This window comes from Bacteroidota bacterium (genome assembly GCA_034439655.1).
Taxonomy (GTDB): domain Bacteria; phylum Bacteroidota; class Bacteroidia; order UKL13-3; family UKL13-3; genus CANJUD01.
Genome location: JAWXAU010000126.1, coordinates 1 through 23,364, shown reverse-complemented (window position 1 = coordinate 23,364; position 23,364 = coordinate 1). Strand labels below are relative to the sequence as shown.

The 23,364-nt window shown below is 37.0% G+C and carries 16 protein-coding genes; 9 read left to right on the top strand and 7 right to left on the bottom strand.

What is annotated here, in order from left to right; genetic code table 11:
- Nucleotides 1-136: 136 nt before the first annotated feature.
- A complete protein-coding gene (locus tag SGJ10_08905) occupies nt 137-5,176 on the bottom strand; it encodes a BNR-repeat neuraminidase N-terminal domain-containing protein (GenBank protein ID MDZ4758243.1) in 5,040 nt (1,679 codons plus the stop codon).
- Nucleotides 5,177-5,321: 145 nt separating this feature from the next.
- On the opposite strand from SGJ10_08905, the gene pruA reads away from it, so the two are divergent.
- The 3 genes from pruA (at nt 5,322) to SGJ10_08890 (ending at nt 9,309) form a co-directional block, all read left to right on the top strand.
- Nucleotides 5,322-6,950, top strand: coding sequence for an L-glutamate gamma-semialdehyde dehydrogenase (pruA, locus tag SGJ10_08900; protein ID MDZ4758242.1), 1,629 nt, complete (start codon nt 5,322-5,324; stop codon nt 6,948-6,950).
- A gap of 83 nt (nt 6,951-7,033) precedes the next feature.
- Nucleotides 7,034-7,645 (top strand): fumarylacetoacetate hydrolase family protein, encoded by a 612-nt coding sequence (locus tag SGJ10_08895; protein ID MDZ4758241.1) that lies wholly within the window; start codon nt 7,034-7,036, stop codon nt 7,643-7,645.
- Nucleotides 7,642-9,309, top strand: a complete 1,668-nt coding sequence (locus SGJ10_08890) for a M23 family metallopeptidase (GenBank protein MDZ4758240.1) — start codon at nt 7,642-7,644, stop codon at nt 9,307-9,309. Before SGJ10_08895 ends, SGJ10_08890 begins: the two co-directional genes overlap by 4 nt.
- Here SGJ10_08890 and SGJ10_08885 read toward each other — a convergent pair.
- Genes SGJ10_08885 through SGJ10_08865 form a run of 5 tightly spaced genes read right to left on the bottom strand, consistent with a single transcriptional unit; the run spans nt 9,299 to nt 15,880 of the window.
- Nucleotides 9,299-9,694 (bottom strand): response regulator, encoded by a 396-nt coding sequence (locus tag SGJ10_08885; protein MDZ4758239.1) that lies wholly within the window; start codon nt 9,692-9,694, stop codon nt 9,299-9,301. The two genes, SGJ10_08890 and SGJ10_08885, sit on opposite strands and share 11 nt — an antisense overlap.
- Nucleotides 9,691-10,800 carry a hybrid sensor histidine kinase/response regulator gene (locus SGJ10_08880; GenBank protein MDZ4758238.1) on the bottom strand — a complete coding sequence of 370 codons (1,110 nt, stop codon included), beginning with the start codon at nt 10,798-10,800 and terminating at the stop codon, nt 9,691-9,693. The genes SGJ10_08885 and SGJ10_08880 overlap by 4 nt, the downstream gene beginning before the upstream one ends.
- The gene (locus tag SGJ10_08875) at nt 10,797-12,902 is read right to left on the bottom strand and encodes a 7TM diverse intracellular signaling domain-containing protein (protein ID MDZ4758237.1); all 2,106 of its coding nucleotides are present in this window, start codon (nt 12,900-12,902) and stop codon (nt 10,797-10,799) included. The genes SGJ10_08880 and SGJ10_08875 overlap by 4 nt, the downstream gene beginning before the upstream one ends.
- Nucleotides 12,899-13,600 (bottom strand): hypothetical protein, encoded by a 702-nt coding sequence (locus SGJ10_08870; GenBank protein ID MDZ4758236.1) that lies wholly within the window; start codon nt 13,598-13,600, stop codon nt 12,899-12,901. The genes SGJ10_08875 and SGJ10_08870 overlap by 4 nt, the downstream gene beginning before the upstream one ends.
- A gap of 9 nt (nt 13,601-13,609) precedes the next feature.
- Complete coding sequence (locus SGJ10_08865) at nt 13,610-15,880, bottom strand: Rv1355c family protein (GenBank protein ID MDZ4758235.1); 2,271 nt, start codon at nt 15,878-15,880, stop codon at nt 13,610-13,612.
- A 35-nt stretch (nt 15,881-15,915) separates the two neighbouring features.
- Here SGJ10_08865 and SGJ10_08860 point away from each other — a divergent pair, with 35 nt between their 5' ends.
- From SGJ10_08860 to SGJ10_08840, 5 genes are all read left to right on the top strand, one after another.
- Nucleotides 15,916-16,458 carry a response regulator gene (locus SGJ10_08860; GenBank protein MDZ4758234.1) on the top strand — a complete coding sequence of 181 codons (543 nt, stop codon included), beginning with the start codon at nt 15,916-15,918 and terminating at the stop codon, nt 16,456-16,458.
- 26 nt (nt 16,459-16,484) lie between these two features.
- Nucleotides 16,485-16,931, top strand: coding sequence for a thioredoxin-dependent thiol peroxidase (bcp, locus tag SGJ10_08855; GenBank protein ID MDZ4758233.1), 447 nt, complete (start codon nt 16,485-16,487; stop codon nt 16,929-16,931).
- 901 nt (nt 16,932-17,832) lie between these two features.
- A complete protein-coding gene (locus SGJ10_08850) occupies nt 17,833-19,053 on the top strand; it encodes a porin (protein MDZ4758232.1) in 1,221 nt (406 codons plus the stop codon).
- 485 nt (nt 19,054-19,538) lie between these two features.
- Nucleotides 19,539-19,715 carry a hypothetical protein gene (locus tag SGJ10_08845; protein MDZ4758231.1) on the top strand — a complete coding sequence of 59 codons (177 nt, stop codon included), beginning with the start codon at nt 19,539-19,541 and terminating at the stop codon, nt 19,713-19,715.
- Nucleotides 19,716-19,808: 93 nt separating this feature from the next.
- Nucleotides 19,809-20,036, top strand: a complete 228-nt coding sequence (locus SGJ10_08840; GenBank protein MDZ4758230.1) for a T9SS type A sorting domain-containing protein — start codon at nt 19,809-19,811, stop codon at nt 20,034-20,036.
- 193 nt (nt 20,037-20,229) lie between these two features.
- On the opposite strand, the gene SGJ10_08835 is transcribed toward SGJ10_08840, so the two are convergent.
- Nucleotides 20,230-22,137 (bottom strand): T9SS type A sorting domain-containing protein, encoded by a 1,908-nt coding sequence (locus SGJ10_08835; protein ID MDZ4758229.1) that lies wholly within the window; start codon nt 22,135-22,137, stop codon nt 20,230-20,232.
- A gap of 346 nt (nt 22,138-22,483) precedes the next feature.
- On the opposite strand from SGJ10_08835, the gene SGJ10_08830 reads away from it, so the two are divergent.
- Entirely contained in the window at nt 22,484-23,167 is a 684-nt protein-coding gene (locus SGJ10_08830) for a response regulator transcription factor (GenBank protein ID MDZ4758228.1), read from the top strand.
- The last annotated feature ends 197 nt before the right edge of the window (nt 23,168-23,364 follow it).

Below are 23,364 nucleotides of genomic sequence, written 5' to 3'. Positions count from 1 at the left end.
ATTCACCCAATCATACTTCAACAAATCATTAAATAAAAAAACCACTCCGTTTTATAGGGAGTGGTTTTTTTAGAAATATCCTTTTTTCAACTTTCCAATCCCGAATGCTTTCGGGATTGGAAAGTTGAAAAAGCAACTATTCAGTCTTACTAACTTTAATTACTGAATTACTATTCTGTCCTGCAATACGAATCATATATAATCCAGCGGCTAATTTACCACCATCGATGAAGAGTTGTTGCTTACCACTTTCTTGTTTACCATTATATAATGTTTCAACCAAGTTTCCTTGAATATCATATAATTGAGCGGTAATATATTCACCTTGCTTCAAAGTGTATTGTATAATACTTTGCTCATTGAATGGGTTGGGCATTACGGTAGCAGCAAAATCATTTTGTTCAGCTTCCCACACACCTGTAATAGACAATGATTGTACAAATGTTTTGGCACATCCTGCAGGGGTGGTTACAAGCAAGGTTACTTTATAAGTACCAAAAGTAGGGTAAGTATATATTGGGCTTTCTTGCGTGTTTTGTCCTCCATCGCCGAAGTCCCATTTATAAGTTCCTTGTCCTGTTTTGCTCGGAGTAAATTTGACAGAATTAACAACGCTACTAATCCATGCATAGGTAAAGCTTGCATCTGGCATCGGGTTGATGGTTGCCATCACGGTATCGGTTGCGGTACAGCCTACACTATTAGAAACTGTGATACTATAAGTTCCCGATTTAGCGGGTGTAAAATAATTACCGATGCTCATTAAGGTTCCGTTACTCAAGTCTTTCCAACTATAACTTCCATATCCTTGTGCCACAAAGAAAGAATCGACGTTGCCTTCGCAATAGGTTTTATCGGGGCCCGCATTTACTGAAACGGAAGAGGCTGTAAGCGTAATAGAATCGCTGGCAGTACATCCCAATGGAGAAGTAATAATTAAGCCAAATGTGCCAGCAGTTGTCACATTGATAATTTGCGTAGCGGCACCTGTATTCCATGCATAAGTGCTTTGTCCGCTACCAGCATCTAGGGCTATAGGTCCACCATTGCATATATATTTATCAGGGCCTAAATTTAAAGTAGGCAATGGATTAATGGTTGCCATTATAGTGTCGGTAGCTTTACATCCATATTGATCTACCACATCAACTATAAATGTACCTGTTCCTACATTTGACAATTTAATAGTTTGTGTAGTAGCTCCAGTATTCCATTTATAAGTTGAATTGTTACCAGCATCTAATATAATATCATTGCCAAAGCAAGTAGTAATATCATTGCCGAAATTGGTCATGGCAGTCGATACACTTATATCGATTGAGTCCTCGCCCACACAACCACCATTGTCAACCACAGTTACTTTATAGGTACCTGCTGTACTCACAGTTATTTTTTGTGTAGTAGCACCCGTACTCCATAAATAGCTAACCAGTCCAGAGCCTGGATCAAGGTCCGTAGTGAATCCAACACATATAGTTTTGTCTACACCTAAGGTGAAATTAGCAGGTTGCTTTTTAATTAACTCCACAGTATCGGTAGCTGTGCAGCCATCGGTGTTGGTAACGGTTGCATAATAATATCCGGGCGTAGTTACTGTAATTTTTTGTGTAGTATCGCCAGTATTCCACAGATATGAAGTATATCCTGTTCCTGCATTAAAGGTGGCTGGACCTCCATTGCATATTGAAGTGTCGTTTCCTACGCTCACAGTAACTGGTGCTGCATCAGTAATAAGTATGGTGTCTATATTTACGCAACCAGAGCCGCTTTTGTAAGTAACATAGTAAGTTCCTGCAGTTATTATACCAACAGAACTGGTAGTATCGCCTGTACTCCAATCGTAACTTACAAATCCACCACCTGGGCTTAAATTAATCAAACTACCAGCACATAGCATTTTATCTTTGCCTAAGGCTCCAGTGTTATCATTGTTTTCTATTAGTATAGTATAGTCTTCTGCCTCACCCGACCCAAAATTGGTAGTGCAAGGGTCGGTGCTTGTAATTGTTGCCTGGCTAGAACGTGAACGAATACGCATTCTTGTATAACCCAATTTTGCGGTACAAGGAATCGTTATAGTAATTGAATCGTTTGCATTAGCACTAATAGCATTTCCTGAATTATAAAATTCGTTAGCATCAAAAGTACTGTTTTGATTAAAGTCAATCCAAACGCCAAAAATCTGCGTACCATTAGTTGCTGCAGTCATTTTTAATTCATACTTACTGTTTTTGAGCACGGTGGTAGTAAATGCGGTATAAGGATAATTATTATAACGGTTGGCAGTAGTACTGGTGCAACCTGTATTCAAGTTTTTGATATTATTGAATGTTACACCCTGAATCCAATTGTTGCATCCACCGTTTTGGAAACCCGGAACACAGTAGGTAAGAAGTACTGAGCGTGAGCCAGAGGGTGCGGTAACAGAAGGCGTATTGTTGATGCTATTTATTTTCATGCTTACACATTCTGCATCAATTAGGTCATTACCGGTGGCAATTGCGGTTATATCATATACTAACCAAAACCAGTTTGTGTCAGGAATAAGTGCAACAGAACCTGTGAAGGTAAAAGTTGAAGTTAATGCAGTAATTGTATTTCCTACTTTTGTAGAGGTAGCAATATTAAAAGCTTTGCTGCTTCCAGAAGAATAAAGTTGGGCATTTGTTATATCATTGGTAATGCTGGTACTTCCTTTTGCGTTAAAAGTCATATCGGTAAGGTTTACCGAAGCACCTTGGTTCATCACCACAGCCACTGTCAATATTTGATTTCCGGTTGACCCCGCTACCAACGGCGTTGTATCTTTATGAAACGAAACTGCATCGCTAAATGTCATCAAAGCAGCAATTTTCCTATTGCCCGATGGAGCAGTTACTTCTGGCAAATAGGTTTTGCTAGAAACCTTAAATGAATCACAAACAGCATCAACAAAATTGCCATTGGTGGCACCCGAAGCAATATCATAACTCAACCAAAAATAATTTATACCTACTGTCATATTTGCAGTACCCGAGAAATTCATGGCACCACTGGGCGAAGTTGATGTACTTCCAAATTGTGTAGTAGTTTTAAAAGTGTCAACGGCTCCGGTATACCACATTTTTGCATTGGTTATATCTGCTGACGCACTTGTACTGCCTGCTGTCCGCAAATAAAAGTCGGTAGCTTGAGGAGTGCTGGCACAATTGGAGGCCATCATTTGTATTTTCACAATTACATTGTTAGTCGAGCTTGTGGCTACGTCTGCAGAACTTGCTGTCACTGTAGTTTTTTGGAAAACTTGCGAGTCGGTTACATAAATTACATAGTCTTCGGTCTCGCCCGAACCAAATTGCGTGCAAGCATCACCCGCACCATTGTTAGCAGGAACACCACGTGAGCGTAAACGGATTTTTGTCCAACCTTTGGTAGCACTGCAAGGAATTGTAATCGATTTTGTTATTGAAGCATTTGCGTTCAACTGATTTCCATTATGTATCTGAGTCCACTCTCCTGCATCAAAAGTACCATTTTGGTTCCAATCGCCCCATAATGAATAGCTTTGATTTTGGTTACTATTATTAACCGTGAGATTATATGCATTGCCCTTGTTTACCGCAGTATAATAGGATGATTGTGGATAATCATTATATCCATTTCCGTTCAGGCTTGAACACCCGCTTTTGGTATTGGAAATACTGCCAAATATCACACCGTCAATAAATGTAGTTCCACAGGCAGGGTGCACAGGAACACAATAATTGTTCAAAATAAAACGCTCACCAGCAGGGTCACTAACCGTGGCTGATTGTTGAGATCCGTTAATTATGGCACTATCCAAAATTGCATCAACCGAATCGCCTAAGGTTGCACCTACTGCTATATCATAAGTTAACCAAAAATAATTGGTGCCGGGCTGCAAATAAACGGATCCATTAAATACCATTGAAGCATTGGGGTTGGTGATGCTAGACCCAAATTTATATATCGCTGAATCGAAATAAGATTGGCCGCCAGTATAATATAGACGGGCCCGCGTTATATCTGTAGAAGGATTGGTGGAACCGCCTGTATGCAAAGCTAACTGGGTAAGGGGTACTTGGGCACCAGTAGAACTCATATCTACTTCAATCCCTATAATTTCATTATTATAACTTCCACGTCCTACTTGTCCAGTAGTATATTGAGTGGCGTTTAGATCACTAAATGTCATAGGGGTAGCAATAACGCGTTTGCCTTTGGGAGCAGTAATCGATGGGGTATCCTGTGAACCATCCGCCACAAAATCTAACACTTCAGCATCTACACTATTTCCACTAGTCGAATTGGCAGCAATATCAACTGCTAACCAAAAATAGTTTGTATCTTTCAACATATCTTGACTGCCCGAGATAGAAAATAAATTGCCTGGCGATGACAACGAACCAAATAATACCGTGGTGTCAAATTGATTGGTATTTCCTGTATAATATACCGTAGCTTTTGTGATATTAGTAGTGTCAGTTGTTCCGTTTAGGTTAAAGTTTATTTGGGTCATATCAGCAGTGTCTGAACAGCCAGCCACAAAAACTTTAAGACATAATAGTTCTTGTTTTGTAAGCCCTTTGCCTACATTATAGTTATTGTATTGGGTGGCAAATGATGAAGCCACCTGTAATGGATTGTCCAGTAAGGTAATGTTATAATCTTGTGTCTCCCCATAACCATAGGTCGTACAGGAAGCCATGTTGGTATTGTTGTTATTAAACATATTCCTAACCCGCATTCGTGTTTTGCCTAAAGTTGCACCGCAGGGCACCGTGAAATTGAATGAACTCCTGGTAGCATTGGTTGGCATATTGTTCATTTGTGTAAGCTTTTCCCCCGCATCTGTAAAATCGCCATCAACATTGAAATCAATCCAAACAGCCATGCTATTGGAATTGTTTAAGGTGCCAGGGCTAATTGACATTTTATAGGTATTGCCTATAAATAAAGAAGTGGTTTTAGTAGTATCGTAAGTATAGTAAGGCGAGGCCGAGGCTCCAGTACTATCAAACAATGAATCGAGGAGAACTGTGGTAGTAAAGACCCCAAAACCAGTTCCATTTGTGTACTGCGGTTGGCAGTATTGGGCCTGAGATAGGTAACTACAGAATAAAAAAATCAACCCTAATAAGGTTGACACTGCTTTGAATTTGATTTTTTTTTGCATTGGATTAAACATAATTTGTGATTTTAAAAGGGATGCGAATTAAGTTCATTTTCGTCATAAAATCAGATATTTTTTTATCTTTGTTTTGTGATTTTTTTTAGGACTTTGTTTTTGTAGGTTTGCACCCAAATTAAACAATTACAAAATGAACGGTTTTTTCAAAGTCCCAATACCAGTAAATGAGCCTATATATTCTTATGCACCAGGTAGTATTGAACGCAAATTATTAAAAGAAGCAGTGACCGAGGCACGCTCAAAAACTTTGGATATACCCATGTATATTGGAGGTGAAGAGTTGAGAACCGGAAATACCACCGATTTGCACCCGCCTCACGACAGGCACCACAAGCTTGGGCGTTTTCACAGGGGCGATGCATCGCATGTGCAACAAGCAATCGATGCGGCACTTGCGGCCAAAGCCGATTGGGAGAATATGCCGTGGGAGCATCGTGCTGCGATATTTTTGAAAGCTGCCGAACTTTTAGCTGGCCCCTACAGATATAAACTAAATGCGGCCACCATGTTAGGACAATCGAAGAACGCATTTCAAGCCGAGATTGATGCAGCCTGCGAAATGATTGATTTCCTGCGTTTCAATGTGGCTTATATGAGCGAAATTTATAATGAACAACCCATATCATCGAAAGGAATTTGGAATAGATTGGAATATAGGCCCCTCGAAGGTTTTGTGTTCGCTCTCACGCCTTTCAATTTCACAGCCATTGCAGGAAATCTTCCCACTTCAGCAGCTATGATGGGGAATGTAGTGGTATGGAAACCTGCATTCACACAAATATATGCAGCCAATGTATTGATGGAAATTTTCCGCGAAGCAGGTGTGCCTAGTGGGGTTATTAATTTAGTATATACAAGTGGCCCCGAAACAGGAGATATTATATTCAAACATCCTGAATTTGCAGGTATACATTTTACAGGCTCTACGGGCGTGTTCCAAAATGTATGGAAACAAATTGGCGACAATATACAAACTTATAAAAGCTATCCCCGCATAGTGGGCGAAACAGGTGGTAAAGATTATATCATGGTTCATCCATCTGCCAATGCCGATGTGGTGCGAACAGCAATAGTTCGCGGTGCTTTCGAGTATCAGGGACAAAAATGTTCAGCGGCTTCCAGAGTATATGTTCCTAAAACATTGTGGTCGAAATTGGAGAACGATTTGGTAACAGAAGTTAATAACATTAAAGTGGGACCCGTAGAAGATTTTAGGAATTTTGTAAACGCCGTGATCGACGAAAAATCTTTTGACAAAATTGCTTCCTATATTGACCAAGCACATGCCGACCCCAATGTGAAAGTAATTGCTGGCGGCACTTACGATAAATCGCAGGGGTATTTTATTAGACCAACTATTATACTTACCCAAAACCCGCAATCAGTTACCATGTGCGAAGAAATATTTGGGCCAGTACTTACTATATATGTTTATGAAGATAATAAGTTTGAAGAGACTTTGCATCTATTGGATAAAACATCTCCTTATGCACTAACCGGTGCTGTCATTTCGCAAGACCGTTACGCTATAGAATTGGCTACAAAAATTTTGCGTCACTCGGCTGGTAATTTCTATATCAATGATAAACCTACAGGAGCTGTAGTAGGTCAGCAACCATTTGGCGGCGGGCGTGCAAGCGGAACAAATGACAAAGCAGGAGCAAAAGTAAATTTATTACGTTGGTGCAGTATGCGTACCATTAAAGAAACATTTACCCCACCATCAAATTATACGTATCCTAATTTTAACGAAGAATAAAAACAATTAGGAATAAGGGGCTGACGCCGTCCGCCGCGGCGGAACCCATATTCCTTGCTTCTTATCCCTTACTCCTAAATAACATGAAAATCCTTTGCGTTGGCCGCAACTATAGCGAGCATATAAAAGAGCTGCAAAATGAAGTGCCAGAAAATCCGGTTATCTTCATCAAGCCTGATAGTGCTGTGCTTAGACCCGGTTATGATTTTTATTATCCAGAGTTTTCAAATGATATACATTACGAAGTAGAATTGATTGTAAAAATAAATAATACGGGTAAACATATATTACCTCAATTCGCTCACAAGTATTATGATGAAATAGCATTGGGAATTGATTTTACCGCACGCGATTTGCAAAATGATTTAAAGAAAAAAGGATTACCTTGGGAGTTAGCCAAAGGTTTTGATATGAGTGCAGCAATTGGAGATTTTATAAGCAAAAGTAAATTCGAAGATTTGCAAAAGATAGAATTCTCCTTATATAAAAACGGGGAGAAAAAGCAGCAAGGGAATACCGCAGATATGATATATAAAATAGACGAACTTATAGCGTTTATGTCAAAGTATTTTATGTTCAAGAAAGGCGATATTATATTTACGGGCACTCCTGCTGGGGTTGGCCCCGTGCAAATTGGCGACAAACTGGAAGCTTATATTTTTGAACAGAAAAATTTGGAAGTATTGATTAAATGAACAAAAAAATAATATATATATATATAGTTTTTGTTCTGCTTTCAAGTAACCTAGTTTTTGCACAGGAATCTTATCCAAAAGATTATTTTCGCTCTCCCATCGATTCACCCATCTACCTTTCGGGTGGCTTTTGTACTTTGCGAAATGACCATTTTCATTCAGGTATTGATATCACAACTTATGAGAGAGAAAATATGAATGTATTGGCTGCTGCCGATGGATGGGTTTCTCGCATAAAAGTATCACCTTTCGGCTATGGCAAAGCATTGTATATTGACCATCCCAATGGTTATACCACAGTATACGGACATTTGAATTCTTATACAGATGAGATAGGAAAGTACGTAAAACAAATCCAGTACAATGTTAAAAGTTTCGAAATAGATGTGTTTCCCAAAAAGGACGAACTAAGGATAGTGAAAGGGCAATTGGTGGCTTTGAGCGGGAACACTGGCGGTTCATCGGGGCCGCATGTGCATTTTGAAATTAGGGATACAAAGACAGAAGAAATCATAAACCCAATTTTATTCGGCATTGAGGTTAATGACACGATTGCACCAGAAATAAAACAAGTAGCAATTAATAGGATTTATCCAAATAATTTTCAGGCAAATAAAACACTTGCGGTAATTAATTCTAATCAGTCGAGGCTGCTAAACTCCGATACAATATTTATACCAGCAGGCACCACAGGGATTGACGCAGTGGTGAATGACTATACCACATTTAAAGTGATACCTTTTAACCCGTACGAAATTAATTTATATATCAACGATGAGAAATATTATACTTGTAAGTTTGAAAAATTTTCATTCGATAAATCTAAATATGTAAACGGACACCTCAACTATAGCAGTTGGTGGAACTATGGAATCAAGTATCAGAGACTCTATAAACTTAGTTCAAATCAATTATATTTTTATCAAACAAAACGGGAAGGTATTTTTGAGGTACAGGAAAATAAACTTTACCATATCAATATTGAAGCAATTGACTTGGCAGGGTTTTCAAAGCAGTTCGATTTTTTTATAATGGGCATCAACGATACGCTGAAAGATTCAATAGTAAGTGAGCCGAAAAGAATTAACAATTATTCCAAACTTGAATATCTTGAAAATAGTTTAAGTATCCCCGACGAGCTTGAAGCTATCGAAATTGGGAACGGTAGGGTAAAGGTAAAATACAAACATTCCGATTTGCCTATCACCTTTGTAAAACCCTGTACCATTTATATTTATTATGAAGGTAGCACATCATCAAGCAAATCGGCATTGTATTATATTGATTATAATAAAAATATAATATATGCGGGTGGTAGTTTTAAAGGAGGGTATGTTTCAGGAAATGTAGCTAAACCTGGCATCTATTTTATAGGTGAAGATTTGCAAAAACCTGTGATAAAACCCATTAATATTACCAAGAAAAATTATATAAAAGGCAGACACCTCAGTTTTAAAATTGTTGACAAACTGAGCGGAATAGATAAATATAATTTATATTTCAATAACCAATGGGTGCTTGCTGAGTATGATGCCAAAAGCGATATGATTACTTACTTTTTCGATACGCAAACACAACAAGGCTGGCAGGTAGTAACTTTAAAAGTATTAGATAAAATGGGTAATGAAACTATATATACTAAGAAAGTATGTATTAAGAATTGATTTCTTCTAGTAAGCTTTTAAGCCTTATAGTATCAAGTGGTTTATCAAATACACCTTTTACCACTTCATATCTGGCTGCTTTCTCAAAATCTTTCTGGTCGGCCGTGCTCGACAATATGATAATAGAAATGCGTTCGCTCAACACTTCTCCTAACGATTGTATATAATTATCTAAAAAATCAAAGCCACTCATGGTTGGCATATGTATATCAAGCAAAATTACATCAGGAAGATTATGGTCTTCCATTTTTATGGTATGCAAATGCGACAAAGCATCCTTAGCCTCCAAAAATGTTTGAACACTGCTAGATAAACCTGCATTGTCGAGCAACCTAGAGGTTACATAAAGTTCAATTTCGCTATCGTCAATTAATAAAAACTTCATGCTTCAATGTTTAATTTAGATGGTATTTCCAAAATAAATTTAGTTCCCATATTTGGTTTTGATTCAATTCTAATTAGAGCTCCTATTTTATTTATTGCTTCTTTTACAATATACAATCCGATTCCCGATCCTGAATTTTCTCTGGTGGCCCTATAAAACATTTCAAAAATTCTCTTTTGGTTCTCTTCGTCTATGCCAATACCATTATCTTCAAATGTTAAAACAGCTTTGTCTGGGCCTTTGGTATCGCACGTAAAAATAATGTGCTTATTGGCTATTTCGTTCCGCTGAAATTTAATAGCATTGGTTATTAGGTTATTAAAAATAATTTTGATCCTAAATAGATCACCCATCCAAGGTGTATTTTGGTTTGTGTTTATTATAAAATTAATTGACTCTGCCCCTGGATAGTATTGGAATTGTTCGAATATATCTCGGGCTATCTCTTTAAAATCAATAGGTTCAATTACAGTTTCTTGTTTACTGTTTTTAAAGTAGGAAATAAGGTTTACATTAAAAGCATCGAGCTGGTTCACACTTCTTTCTATCAAACTAAAATAGTGTTGCACCCTTTCATCAATACCTTCCATTTCGGCCACTTTTATAATGCCCATTATCGATCTAAGTGGGGCACGCATGTCGTGTGAGGCACTATACACGAAACGGTTAAGTTCTTCATGTGCTTTTTCTAGTTCGTCTTTCCTGAACTCGAGCAATGTATTATTCTGATAATGCTCGTAAGCAATTCTAATGGTCGACAATACCTCGTCCTCGTTGAGGGGTTTAAATAGGTAGCTAAATATTTTGGCCTTGTTGATACCTTTAACCGCTGCTTCAAAATCGAAAAATGCAGTAAGCAATATTTTTACTGGGCGGGGATATTTTAGCCTGATATCGTCCAAAAAATCCACACCATCATCCTCTCCCAGTTTAAGATCGGCTACTATTATTTGGAACTCTTGCTCTGCTAATAACACATAAGCCTCCTTTACTGACATGCACCCAATAACCTCGTATTCCTTACGAAGTATAGCTCTTAAACCAGTTATATTATGTGGTTCATCATCTACGTATAAAATTTTGGGTTTGCTTTCAGATGGCTTCATTCTTGTTTCAAAGGTATGGTGATTTTAAATAATGTTCCAAAATTATTATTCGACAATGCTATAATTTGGCCTTTGTGCATTTCAATAATGCTATAAACTATTGACAATCCCAGCCCCGTTCCATCACCCACTGGTTTGGTAGTAAAGAAAGGTTCAAATATTTTATTTACATTTTCTTCGGAAATACCGGATCCGTTATCACTAAATTCCATGTATAAGTTTATATCATCGTTGTAGGTTTTTATTTTTATTTCGAGGGGTGTCAATGTTTCTTTGCTATGACTAAGTGCATAAACGGAATTGCTAAGTATATTCATAAATACTTGATTCATTTTCCCAATGAAACACTCTACCAAGGGTATTTCGCCATATTCTTTGCTAACTATTATTCCAGCCATTTGTGTTTTTAGCAACATCAAGGTAGAGTCGATTCCTTCGTGAATGTGGGACAATCTAAGCGATTGCTCATCTACTCTCGAAAATGATTTAAGACCCTTTACTATTTCGGCGGTACGCTCGGCACCATTTTGTATGGCATCAAATAATAAGGGGATTTCTTCTTTCAAATAATCAAAATCATATTTCTTCTTAATGGCATTGAGCTTGGCCACCATTTCAGTATCTCCAGCATCAATATATAATGTTTCCGATTCTTGCACTATGTCCAACAATTCTTGTACATCACGTTTTAAGGGTTTGATATTGGAACTCACAAAATTAATAGGGTTATTTATTTCGTGTGCAATACCTGCGGTAAGCTGACCCAATGACGACATTTTTTCGGTATCCACCAATTTGGTTTGGGCTAGTTTCAAATCGCTCAAAGTTTTGTTCAATTCCGAGGTGCGTTCCTTTACTTGATGTTCCAAAAATACATTTTGTTCAGCCAATATTTCTTCATTTAGTTTGGCCACCCGCACTGCTTCGGCCTGCGATATTTCTTTTTCAACTCGATACTGTCTTATTTTATCGCCCAGTGCAAAGGAGAGCAAGGTTACTTCTATCGCTGTGCCTATTTGTAGTGCATAATTGGTGAGATTGTTATGTTCGAGCACGCCCGCATCACGCAATATATATACCACCAAGGCTGCTATAAGACTGCTCCACGACAGCAAAAAATAAGTGGCTGAAGGAATTTTTTTTCTAACAGCTACTATACTGGTCACAAATAAATAAGTAGCACTTAGTCCCATTAAAGTTCTCAAATAATAATAACCAACGGGTCTAGAATAAAATAAATTAACAGCAAGTATAAAAATAAGCAACGCCAATACAATTTTACTTGCTTTATGCAGAATGGGAATATTTTCCTTTACATTCAGAAATTTATTGGCAAACAGAATTCCTGTTATATTGACCAATGGCGAAAATAGAAGTATAGCATATTGCGTGAGCCATAAATTATCAGGCCATAATAGTACGTTTCCATATCCCTCAAGTGCAAGTTGCGTAACGATAAGTACTATCATATATACAGAATAGTATATATAGGTTTTATCCCGCACCGTGAAGTAGATAAAAAAGTTGTAAAAAAACATCACAATGAGTATACCATAATAGATACCCAATAATAGGTTTTTGGTAAATCGTGCTTCCACAAATTTATTGACTGTGGCAAGTTTGAGGTCAAGTTGTAGCGTGCCTATACTTCTTATTTTCAAATAATAATCAGATGAATCGTCTACCACCTCAAATACAGGGATATTATATTTAAATTGTCTATCACTTATGGGAACCCTTTCGCCAGATACTGTGGAATCGATGACACCATTTTTTACTTTATATAATATAATATCATTTAATATAGGTTGGTCGTATACCAATAATATTTTGCGGTATTCGGAGTAGTTTTTTACTTGAAACTTAAACCAAAAATTAAAATTGGTAAGTTGCAAGTTGGGTATTTCAAAATCACTTGAAATTTTTTTATTGAATGGAAGTTTTATTACCTCTCCAATTTGCAAAGTTTGGTTAGAATCTACAAAGTAATCTAATTTTTTGCCTAAATTCATCTCGCCTGTTTTTTGTTCAAAAATAATTTGAGCGGAAACAGGTTTATATAAATAAACTAAAGTAAAGACTATATATAACCTAAGTTTCATCTCCTACTACGTGTAATGCTCAGATTGCAGTTCATTACTAGATCACCTTTGGGTCCATTTGCATGATATACCTGCTCGGGGTTGTTTCTCAAAGATAAAATTTCAACGCGGTGTTTGGGGTCCGCTGTTGAGAGGTTTACCAAGTCTTTCACACAGGTTGCTGTTGCCAAGAGATTTTCTTTCGGATAATAAAATGTTCCATTATTTCCAAGTGAACGTATAACCTCAAAACCTGCTTGCACAGCATTCCTGAGTGATGGAGGAGAGCAAAGGGCAAAAAGGCCTTTAAGATGGATTAAGGTGGAAATAGCAACACAAACTTGGCCTAAAAAAATACTGCCAATGCCATGCCCCGCTACTTCTTTTGAATTCCATAAACCACAAAATTCAGCAGCTTCATAATGTTTAAATTCTCTAATGATATCATATATCTTAGGGTCCTTCTCCATTACCGCACTTTCCATGGGCAAGCGTTGTTCGGGTGTGAAAATCTGTATCCGCCCACCACCTAATGCTTTATCACCATGCTCATCTTCAAATAAAATAATATAATTATTAGGATTATATCGCCAATCGGTATTGGTTGAGGTTACCTTGGTTACACCATATACCTTCAGTACTTCTGCGTAGCCTGCAATAAACTTGTCGGTGGACATGGCATCGTCGATGGGCCTAAAAACTTTTACATTTGCTATCATGGGATTTTTTTAGCTCATAATTTTCAACACCTCATTGGTATTTTTTCGCAGAGCAATTTTTTGATTTTTTAAAGGTTTATATATTCTAATGATGAATTTAGGTTCATAACCTGATGGCAGTATTTTTTTTATAGCTGTCCATTTTTTCAGAACTGCTTCCTCAAGTTTGCTATTTTTGGGTAAGTGCTGAAATTGGTTTGCCATAAATACTGAAGCTGCTATCGGTTGCACCGCATAACCTTGATGGGTAAGCCACAACCACACGTTTTGTAGTTGTTCTCCGGCCTTTATCCAGCTAGTATTATCGTGCTTGTTACCTGCAATTATACCTATAAAAATCGAATTGAGAGCGGCCTTCACATCACTGTTGAAAAAGATGTTCCCACCGTCAAAGTTTTTCATGCTGTGCATCACCTCTGGTTGGGCTGCAAAGCGAAAAAGGGTTTCCTCACCTTTACCCACACCCAAAGATTCCATATCGATACCCGTTTTGGTTTTATTATATTCTTTTTCTGTCCATCTTATTTCTTTTTCAAAGAGGTCATAGTGACCTCGGTCACTTAAGAAACGAAATACAGTTCCATGTCCTGTAAATTCGCCCATCAATTTTTTGGTAGCCTCATCGGTAACGGTATGAAGAATTAAACCTTTGGGCATTTTGAGCTTTTCTAGTTCTATGATATTCTTCTTATCGGCGGCTGTTAGTTTTTGTGGTTCTATTTCTCTATTGGTTACACGATGAAATAGTGCATCATAAAATGCATTAGCGTCCTCAGAAATTTCCTTTTTAAATACAATGCTTGCAATCAATCTCGAATCAGAATCGGGGAATCGATTATAGCTGGCTTTGAAACCGAAATGCTTTGCGGCTATGTCCACATTTTTAAGAGCAGCCCCAAAAGCTATATAACTTCCATATTGCTGACTATCCAATAATGAATGTGATAATTCGGTGCGGTGAAAAAGATAGAGTACATTTTGTTTAAATATCCATTCCCAAGGTTGCGTATTTCCTCCTGAGGGAGCTCGGCAGCCTGCTTTTACTATTGCTTTGATGGTTTTACTATCGATAGATTCTGTAGATATATATTGCTTTTTTATGCGACCAATAATTTGCTTTTGTTGCTTCGCAGTTAATATATCTTTTTTTGGCAATTCCCAGTCACTTTTATCTATTTTAATAGCTTCCTTTGGTTCAGATAATATCATACTTTCGGCATCCATGATATATCTTCCTGACAGTATTTTTTCGCCCAATAGTATTCTACGAGCCACCATGGTGGTGTATGCTCCTCCACCCACTACCGATGAAGCCAATTGTGGCCAAGTGGGGATACTTTGTTGGATCTCCAAAAAACTGGCTTTCATTTTTACTGATAGATTCTCCTCGCCAACTATCTGCACTGTGGTTGCAAATTTTTCAATCGCACTCATCTTTAATATTCGGTCTGAACTTATATTTTTCACCAATCCATTAAATAAGGCTTGCGATTTATTCAAATCATATCGTTCAATATCAAGCATACTCCTTTCACTCGTATCCATTACTAAAGGTATCCGCAATGATTTGCATTTTTCTCGGGCCAAAAATTTTATATATAAAGTATCACACTCCTCGATCAAAATATCAAGGGGCTTTTTACCTCCAATAAATGTATCTATATTGTTTTCGGTAATCCCTTCTTCAAAAAGTTCGATATTAATATAGGGATCCATTTCCAATATTTGTCGGGCAGTAGCAACTACTTTGGGTAAACCCAAATTGTCTATCCCTGCTTTTACGCGGTTTAGGTTCGACAATTCCAGAGTGTCAAAATCTGCCAACTTAAAATTACCCGCTATTCGCTCCATGGCCATAGTTGTAGCAATAATGCTGCCCACCGAGAGTCCAATTATTCCAATAGTTTTAGTGCTTAGCAATTGTTGTTGTGCAGGAGTAATTTTATATAAATTGCGATTGGTACGCACCTTTATAAAATCTTCTTTTTGTAAAGTATGCACCAAAGTGTTTTTCCAGGGGTAATAAAACCATACTCCCTTATATTCCAATTTATCATAATCTCTCACTGTTGTATATACATCTGTACCCTTAAAGTTGACCGTGGGGTGTTCAATTTTAATCAATTCATACAGTTGGCTAACAATTTCATCATGAATTTGCACACCCAGATATGCCTTCTCAAAATGCCGTATATCCTTTGTGTCGTTGAATGTACATACCTCAGGCTTGAAGTTAAAGGTGCGGTGATTTTTTATTTCTGAAAATTTTTGTTTGGACATTTTTAAAATTCTAATAAATTGCAGGCGAATTTAGGATGACGGACTCAGAATTAAATACCCCAAAAATAAAAATATTGTATGTTGACGATGAGGCAGGGAATCTGATTGGGTTTAAGTCTCATTTTAGAAAAGACTATGAGGTGCACACCTGCGATTCAGCCATCAAAGCCTTGGAGGAAATCCATCTTCACGATTTTGCCATGGTTATTACCGACCAACGGATGCCTGAGATGACAGGCACGGAATTTTTGCAAAAATTGGTCGAAATTAATCCAGAACCTATCAGAGTATTACTTACTGGCTATACCGATTTTACAGCTTTGGTCGATGCCATCAATAAAGGGAATATATTTCAATACCATCAAAAACCTTGGGATGAACACCAAATGCTTACCACAATTAAGCAGGGCACTGAAGTTTTTTTCCTTAGGCGTGAACGCACTAGACTTTTAGAAGAAGTTAAAGAGAAAAATGAAAAATTGGCAAGCCAAAATGAGGAACTTGAAAATCTGAACAATGAGCTTGAAAAGGTAAATGGGCAGTTAGAGTTTTTACTTAGGCAACAATTACTTTCCTAATTCATCTTTCAAATATCTATAATTACATGGCATTAACGATAGGGGAAAAAGCACCCATATTTAAGAGTACCAACGAAAAAGGTGAAACTATTTCATTGGTTGATTACAAAGGCAAAAAATTAGTATTATACTTCTATCCCAAAGATGACACCCCCGGATGTACTGCCGAGGCTTGCGACTTACGTGATAATTATGCCCGTTTCCAAAACCTAGCTTACGAAATACTAGGTATAAGCCCCGATACCGAAAAGAAACATAGCAAGTTCATTGCGAAATATGATTTACCTTTTTCGCTTCTAGCCGACACTGAGCATATCATTGCCCTAGATTATGGAGTGTGGGGAGAAAAAACAATGTGGGGCAGAAAGTATATGGGCATCAACCGAACAACTTTTGTTATAAGCGAAAAAGGTATTATAGAACAAATAATTGACAAAGTGGATACGAAGAATCACGCTTCACAACTAATATAATATGATACGCATTTTATGTATTTCGTGGCTCAGAATACCTAATTAGTTTGGTGCGATAAGTTACCCAAAATTCCACAAGCAATCTCACAGTGATGACATTATTATAGAACAATAGTCAGCGTTTTTTATTTTGCAATCACGGAAAGATGACATTGCTATATAATAATAATCATCGTATTTTTATATTGCAACCACGGAAAGGATGATAGTATTATAGCTGAACAAAATAGAGTAAACCTGCAACCCTGAAAGGGTGAAATTATTTTGAAAATTAGCAGGGCGGCACCCTCGTTATCGGGGTATCTTTTTCACGAGAATATTATTGAAATGCGAAATAGGCGTATTTAGAAAATCTCAATTATGGTAGTACAATTATTCAAATTCTATGAAGGAATCAATGCTGATTTTATTTGACAACATGTTTTGATAAAATGTTTTATACAAATTTTTAAACTAAAATAGTTCTCTGCCTGAGGCTGATTAGTTTTTAGAATGAAAATTCCGAATTACATCCCCAAAGCCCCGCAAACTTGCGGGGGCTTTTCCTCCTACTTTGCACGATTATATGTTTAGTTTCGGTATTATTATATATACAAGTAATATTAAAGTATTAACGATTATATTATAATGTTATAACATTTCTTAAGCATTAATGGTTCTCCGCCTGTGGCGGATTAGTTTGTAGAATGGTAATGACGAACTACATCCCGAAAGCATTCGGGATTACCCCTTTTTTTTGGGACTACTATATATTGAGTTTCGGTATTATGTTATGGGTGGTCTTTATCCTACTTAACATAAATTTAACATTACAGTAATGTTTTGGTTTTATTATTCATGATTGATTAATATACTTTTGCGGTTACATTAACATTTAATTAATAGTAATAAATATTTAACAATGAAAAATCTAATACCCTTTATTTTAGTTTTAACAATTTGTATCACTTCAATAAAAGTAAGTGCACAAGCTGATTCAACCAGTATTAAAAAAGAAAAGCACGTTGAAAAAAAATGGTACGAGAGCTTCTCAATTCGAGGCTACACACAAGTACGATATAATAGATTGCTTGAAACCAACGAGAATTTGGGATGCGAACAATGTGACAAATCTTGGGGTAAAGATGGAGGTTTTTTTATAAGACGAATGCGAATAATATTTTATGGACAAATTAGCAAACAGGTTTACTTTTATATTCAACCTGATATTGCCAGTAGCCCAACAAGTGATAAATTGCATTTTGCACAACTTAGAGATGCATACTTTGATATAGGATTGGATAAAGATAATGAATTTCGTTTTAGAATAGGACAAAGTAAAGTACCTTTTGGATTTGAAAATATGCAATCGAGTCAAAATCGTTTGGCACTTGACCGTAATGACGCTTTAAATAGTGCCGTATCTAATGAACGAGATTTAGGGGTGTTTTTCTACTGGGCAACTAAAGAAAAAAGAGCATTATTTAGCGAACTAGTTCGCTCAGGATTAAAGGGGTCTGGAGATTATGGTATCATAGGTTTGGGAGCATACAATGGACAAACAGCTAACAATCCCGAACTAAATAATGAACCACATATAGTGGGTAGAGTTACCTATCCTTTTAAAATCAAAAATCAGATTATTGAAACAGGAATTCAAGCTTACAAAGGCAAGTTTGTGCTAACCAAATCAAATCTGAGCACTGGAGTTAAATATAGTAAAGATTTGAATTACTTAGACCAACGGGTTGCAGCATCTTTTATAGTGTACCCAAAACCATTTGGAATACAAGCCGAATATAATGTTGGTAAAGGTCCAGAGTTTAACAAGGTTACAGACTCAATAGAAGTGAGAGATTTAAAAGGTGGTTATGTGCAAATGATGTACAATATAGTTTTAAAAAATCAAGTAATTATGCCGTTCGTTAAATACCAATATTATGATGGAGGAAAAAAACATGAAAAAGATGCAAGAAGTTATAAAGTGAATGACCTAGAATTTGGCATAGAATGGCAGCCTGTTAAGCAATTTGAGTTGGTTGCTATTTACACAATATCAGAAAGAAGATTTGAAGATTATGGTAAGCAATCTAATTTTCAAAAAGGAAACCTTTTGAGATTACAGGCACAAATAAATTTTTAAAGTATATACATACTCCGAACATAATAGAAGCCTAAAGCCAGTGGTTGTCTCACTTGCAGTCGAGATCATTACGAACAGATGCCGTGAGGTTTTTTCTCAACTTCATTTAGGTCATTAGACCACTGTCATTATTTAATTCTACGATATTGCGGCAGGTAAGTGAGATAGATGTGGGGTTTTCCTTAGGTATCATACTAGGGAAATCCCTAATTTTCACATTTTACTTGTTTCTTATCCTTTTGTTTTGCCACGAAATAAAATATTAGTATCAAAAAATATTAAGCGTTCTTTAAAACAAAACGGTCAAAAAGCTAAACTGGAAATTTACAATGCAGGCTGTCTTGTTGAACTGAATGCACCCCGCTCAGGGGTGTGTTCTTTTCTTCAATTCTTCCATGTATGGGTATTCCACTACCTGCTTTTTGAGAGAAAGGTCGGAGAGTTCACACCTCTTTTTTATTAATGAGTTGTGATTATATAAAGGTGTGAACTTAAGTCTGCAAAATTCCCTCGGAATGAAAGTGGCTGATATTGCAAATATCAGTGAACAAGAAGCAGGAAATTATAAAATTGGTTATACCTTTGAACTTGCAAAAGGAATGTACTGGCTACGATTGCAAACACCTGTTGGAAGCAAGACCGTGAAATTGATTGTGCAATAAAGACAGATATCCATTTGACCTCTCTCTAATTGGAGGGAGGAATGATGAATTAAACTAAAGAACAGTGACCATGAAAAAGCTAACCTTAATTATATGTTTTATGGGTATTGCATTTACGGGCTAAAGATTATATATATAAACGGCTTACCTCCTTCAAAAACTAATGTCGTTATATATGATATGTTAGGTAAGAAAGTATCCGCCGCGGCGGATACTTTTACTAACGGAGAAGCATTATATAGTTTATCAGTTTGTTTTTTACCTAAGGGATTATATATACTTTCCATAGGAAACGAAAAGGTTAAGGTTATTGTGGAATAATTATTTAATCAAAATAATCCCGACAGCTATCGGAATGTGTGGACACACAACAACGGTATCGGTGGGCTATTTTGTCTTGATTACATTTATGCTTAATCTAATAATTATATTTCATGATTGATATGATAGTGTTATATATAACAAAAAAGTCCCTCGTTTATGAGGGACTTTTTTATTCAAAAGACAATTAATTTTATTTAACTACTACAATTTTATTGGTAATAGTGGTGTTTCCACTGGTAATATTATTATAATAGATACCTTCGGGAAGCTGAGCAGTATTTACAATGATATAATTTTGACCAGCACCCATATTTTGTTTGCCAGTACTATAAACCAATTTGCCTGTTACATCATATAGATTACTCATAACATCAGCACTGATGGTAAGTGATATTGAGATAGTAGTATAGTCGTGAGCAGGATTGGGGAATACATGTGCAGTAAAAGTATTGTTTACTTTTGTGATACTTAATTTATTGCATACACCAGAATAATCAGTATTTACAGGGTCAAAGTTGCACCAGCCTTTAGTCCAGTCGTCGCTAGTGGTTTGCGTGCCAGAAAACGCACCTAAATAGTTTACTTTATCAAAGAATGGATCTGATAATTTAGGGCTAGTAGATGGAACTAAATCGGGGGCATTATAATTAGCAAACCAATTAGAGGTATCGGTATTGATTGGTTTAGTAGCATTGAAGGGATAGGTTTTTCCATTACTGAAAGGGTCAGTAGTAGCAAAATGCGACTTATCGGTCATATAGGAAGGCAGCCCTTTGCTGTTGTAGCATATAGCCGAACTACTTGTGGGTACAAAATTGGGATTCACCAAGTTGAATGGGCTTTGAAGTTTTAAACCATTTTGAGCATTTGCATATATTTTATTGCGATGACTTTTGTTGTTGAACCACGAGAATGGGCCATCATAAGGTGCAAATGGGTTGCCAGTAACAGTATCAGCACTTGTATTGGTAGGTGTTAAGTTACGGGCACCATTTACCACATACATTACTTCTTTTTGTGCAGGGCTTCCTCCTGATGGAATTCCTGCAATTACTACTCCTGCAATTTCTAATAATGAGTCTTGCAGATTGGCTACAGTTGAGCCAAAGGAAGATGATGATTCATCAATTAATATTCCAGCAGGATATCCTATAAGCAAACTATTCAGGATGCTCATACTGCTGCCTCTTCTTATATGGGCGGCAGCTATAAATTGAGGATCATAAGCGGTAGACGTTGGGCTAACTAGCGGTCCTACAGCAGTTACATTTGCATATATGGAACGATTAAGCCCACTAGTGTCGCCACTTAAACCTGTTTTGGTTCCACTTAGATAACTATCACTCTCAAAACATTTACTTCCCGATTGGTCAGCAGCATAAGGGTCACGCATGGATACTAAAAATTGGTTTTTGCCTTTGTAGGCAACATCATTGTCAAAATCATCGTCCCAGCAGCGATATGATACCAAGTATTTGGCATTTACATTTCCGCCAAACCACTCATAGCTATCATCACCACAGTATGATACTTGTATATGGTGAATTGTAGTAGCTTCTCCCACACCACATAGTGTAAGTCCGTTCACCTCATTATTGGGTGAAAAAGCTATGCCGCCAAATTCAAGACGTACAAAAGTTAAGATACCTGAATTGTCTTGTGCATTAGTACCACCGTATAAACTACGTGGACCACCTTCTACCTGGCCTTGTCCTGCAATCCAATTGGTAGGTGCACTTCCACAAATAACTAAACCACCCCAATCACCATAACTGCGGTTGCCTGCCGCTTGATTACTGGTAAAAACAATTGGATTTGCAAGTGTACCTGCAGCCATAATTTTAGCACCACGTTCAATAATTAAAGTGCCTTTACTGTTTTTATCGCCTTTAATAATAGTACCAGGGTCTATTGTGAGAGTAGCTCCTGCCGTTACATATATATACCCTTTTAGCAGGTATTGTTTATCGCAGGCCCATTTGGTGTCGGTGCTTATACTATCTTGTATAGTAACAACAGTAATTTGTGCATTGGTAACAAGTGCCGATAATCCCATGCACAGGATTGTAGCAAGCGTAAGTAATTTGCGTTTTTTCATTTTGATAAATTATGTTTTTGTGTTTTTTTATTTGCCTTATTTGGTGCTGCAAAATAATTATCATAGCGTTATCACACTATTGGCATGGGGTTATCATAGCGTTATTAGTTGATTATGAAAATATGAACAGGACTTCAATATTTAAAAAAAAATCTTGACGAAATTATTGTAAGTTTGCAGAGGTGTATTATATACTCTCTAATACCGAGGCTCGCCTTTTTAGCTAGTGAAAATCTGCTCTTGGACAAGCTTTTTTAACGCATAACACAAACGTAACTCACACGTAACTCACACGTAACACGCTAGTCAAATTATTATAATAATATTGCAGCAACAAAATAATAATATGAGTAATAATACAAGCCATAAAATATTGGTGGTAGATGATGAACCAGACATTGTTGAATTTATTTCATACAATCTCATTAAAGATGGCTATAGAGTGGAAACAGCTGCCAATGGCAAAGAAGCTGTGGAGAAAGCCAAAGTATTTAATCCCGATTTAGTACTGTTAGATGTGATGATGCCTATTCAAGATGGAATTGAAACCTGCATTCAACTGCGTGAACTTCCCGAAATGAAAGGAAATTTCATCGTATTCCTAACAGCCCGTAGCGAAGAGTATTCTGAGATTAGTGGATTCAATGCCGGTGCTGATGACTATGTGGCCAAACCTATCAAACCACGGTTGCTACTAAGCAGACTTAAAGCCATTCTTCGCCGCAAAAGCACGCTTAAAGAATCGGAAACGCTTACAGTTGGAGATATATTAATAGACCGCGAACAGTTTATGGTATTTCGTGGTCTCGAAAAAATCCAATTGGCACGCAAAGAATTCGAACTATTATATCTATTAGCGTCCAAGCCAGGGAAAGTATTCAACCGCGAAACTATTTTGGAAAAAATATGGGGCGATGATGTACTGGTTATTGACCGCACCATTGATGTGCATGTTCGCAAAATTCGTGAAAAACTTGGCGATGATTATATTGGCACCGTAAAAGGTGTCGGATATAAGTTTGATAAGTAAGCACACGATAATTAACGACAGCCATCTGTTTTTGTTTTCACTAACTTCTTTTCAATTTTCTTATACCAATTCTTAACCTATAATAGTTCTCCGCCTGTGGCGGATTAGTTTGTAGAATGGTAATGCCGAACTACATCCCGAAAGCCCCGCTTAATCCCGATAATTATCGGGATGCGGGGGGATTAGTCCCTTTCTTT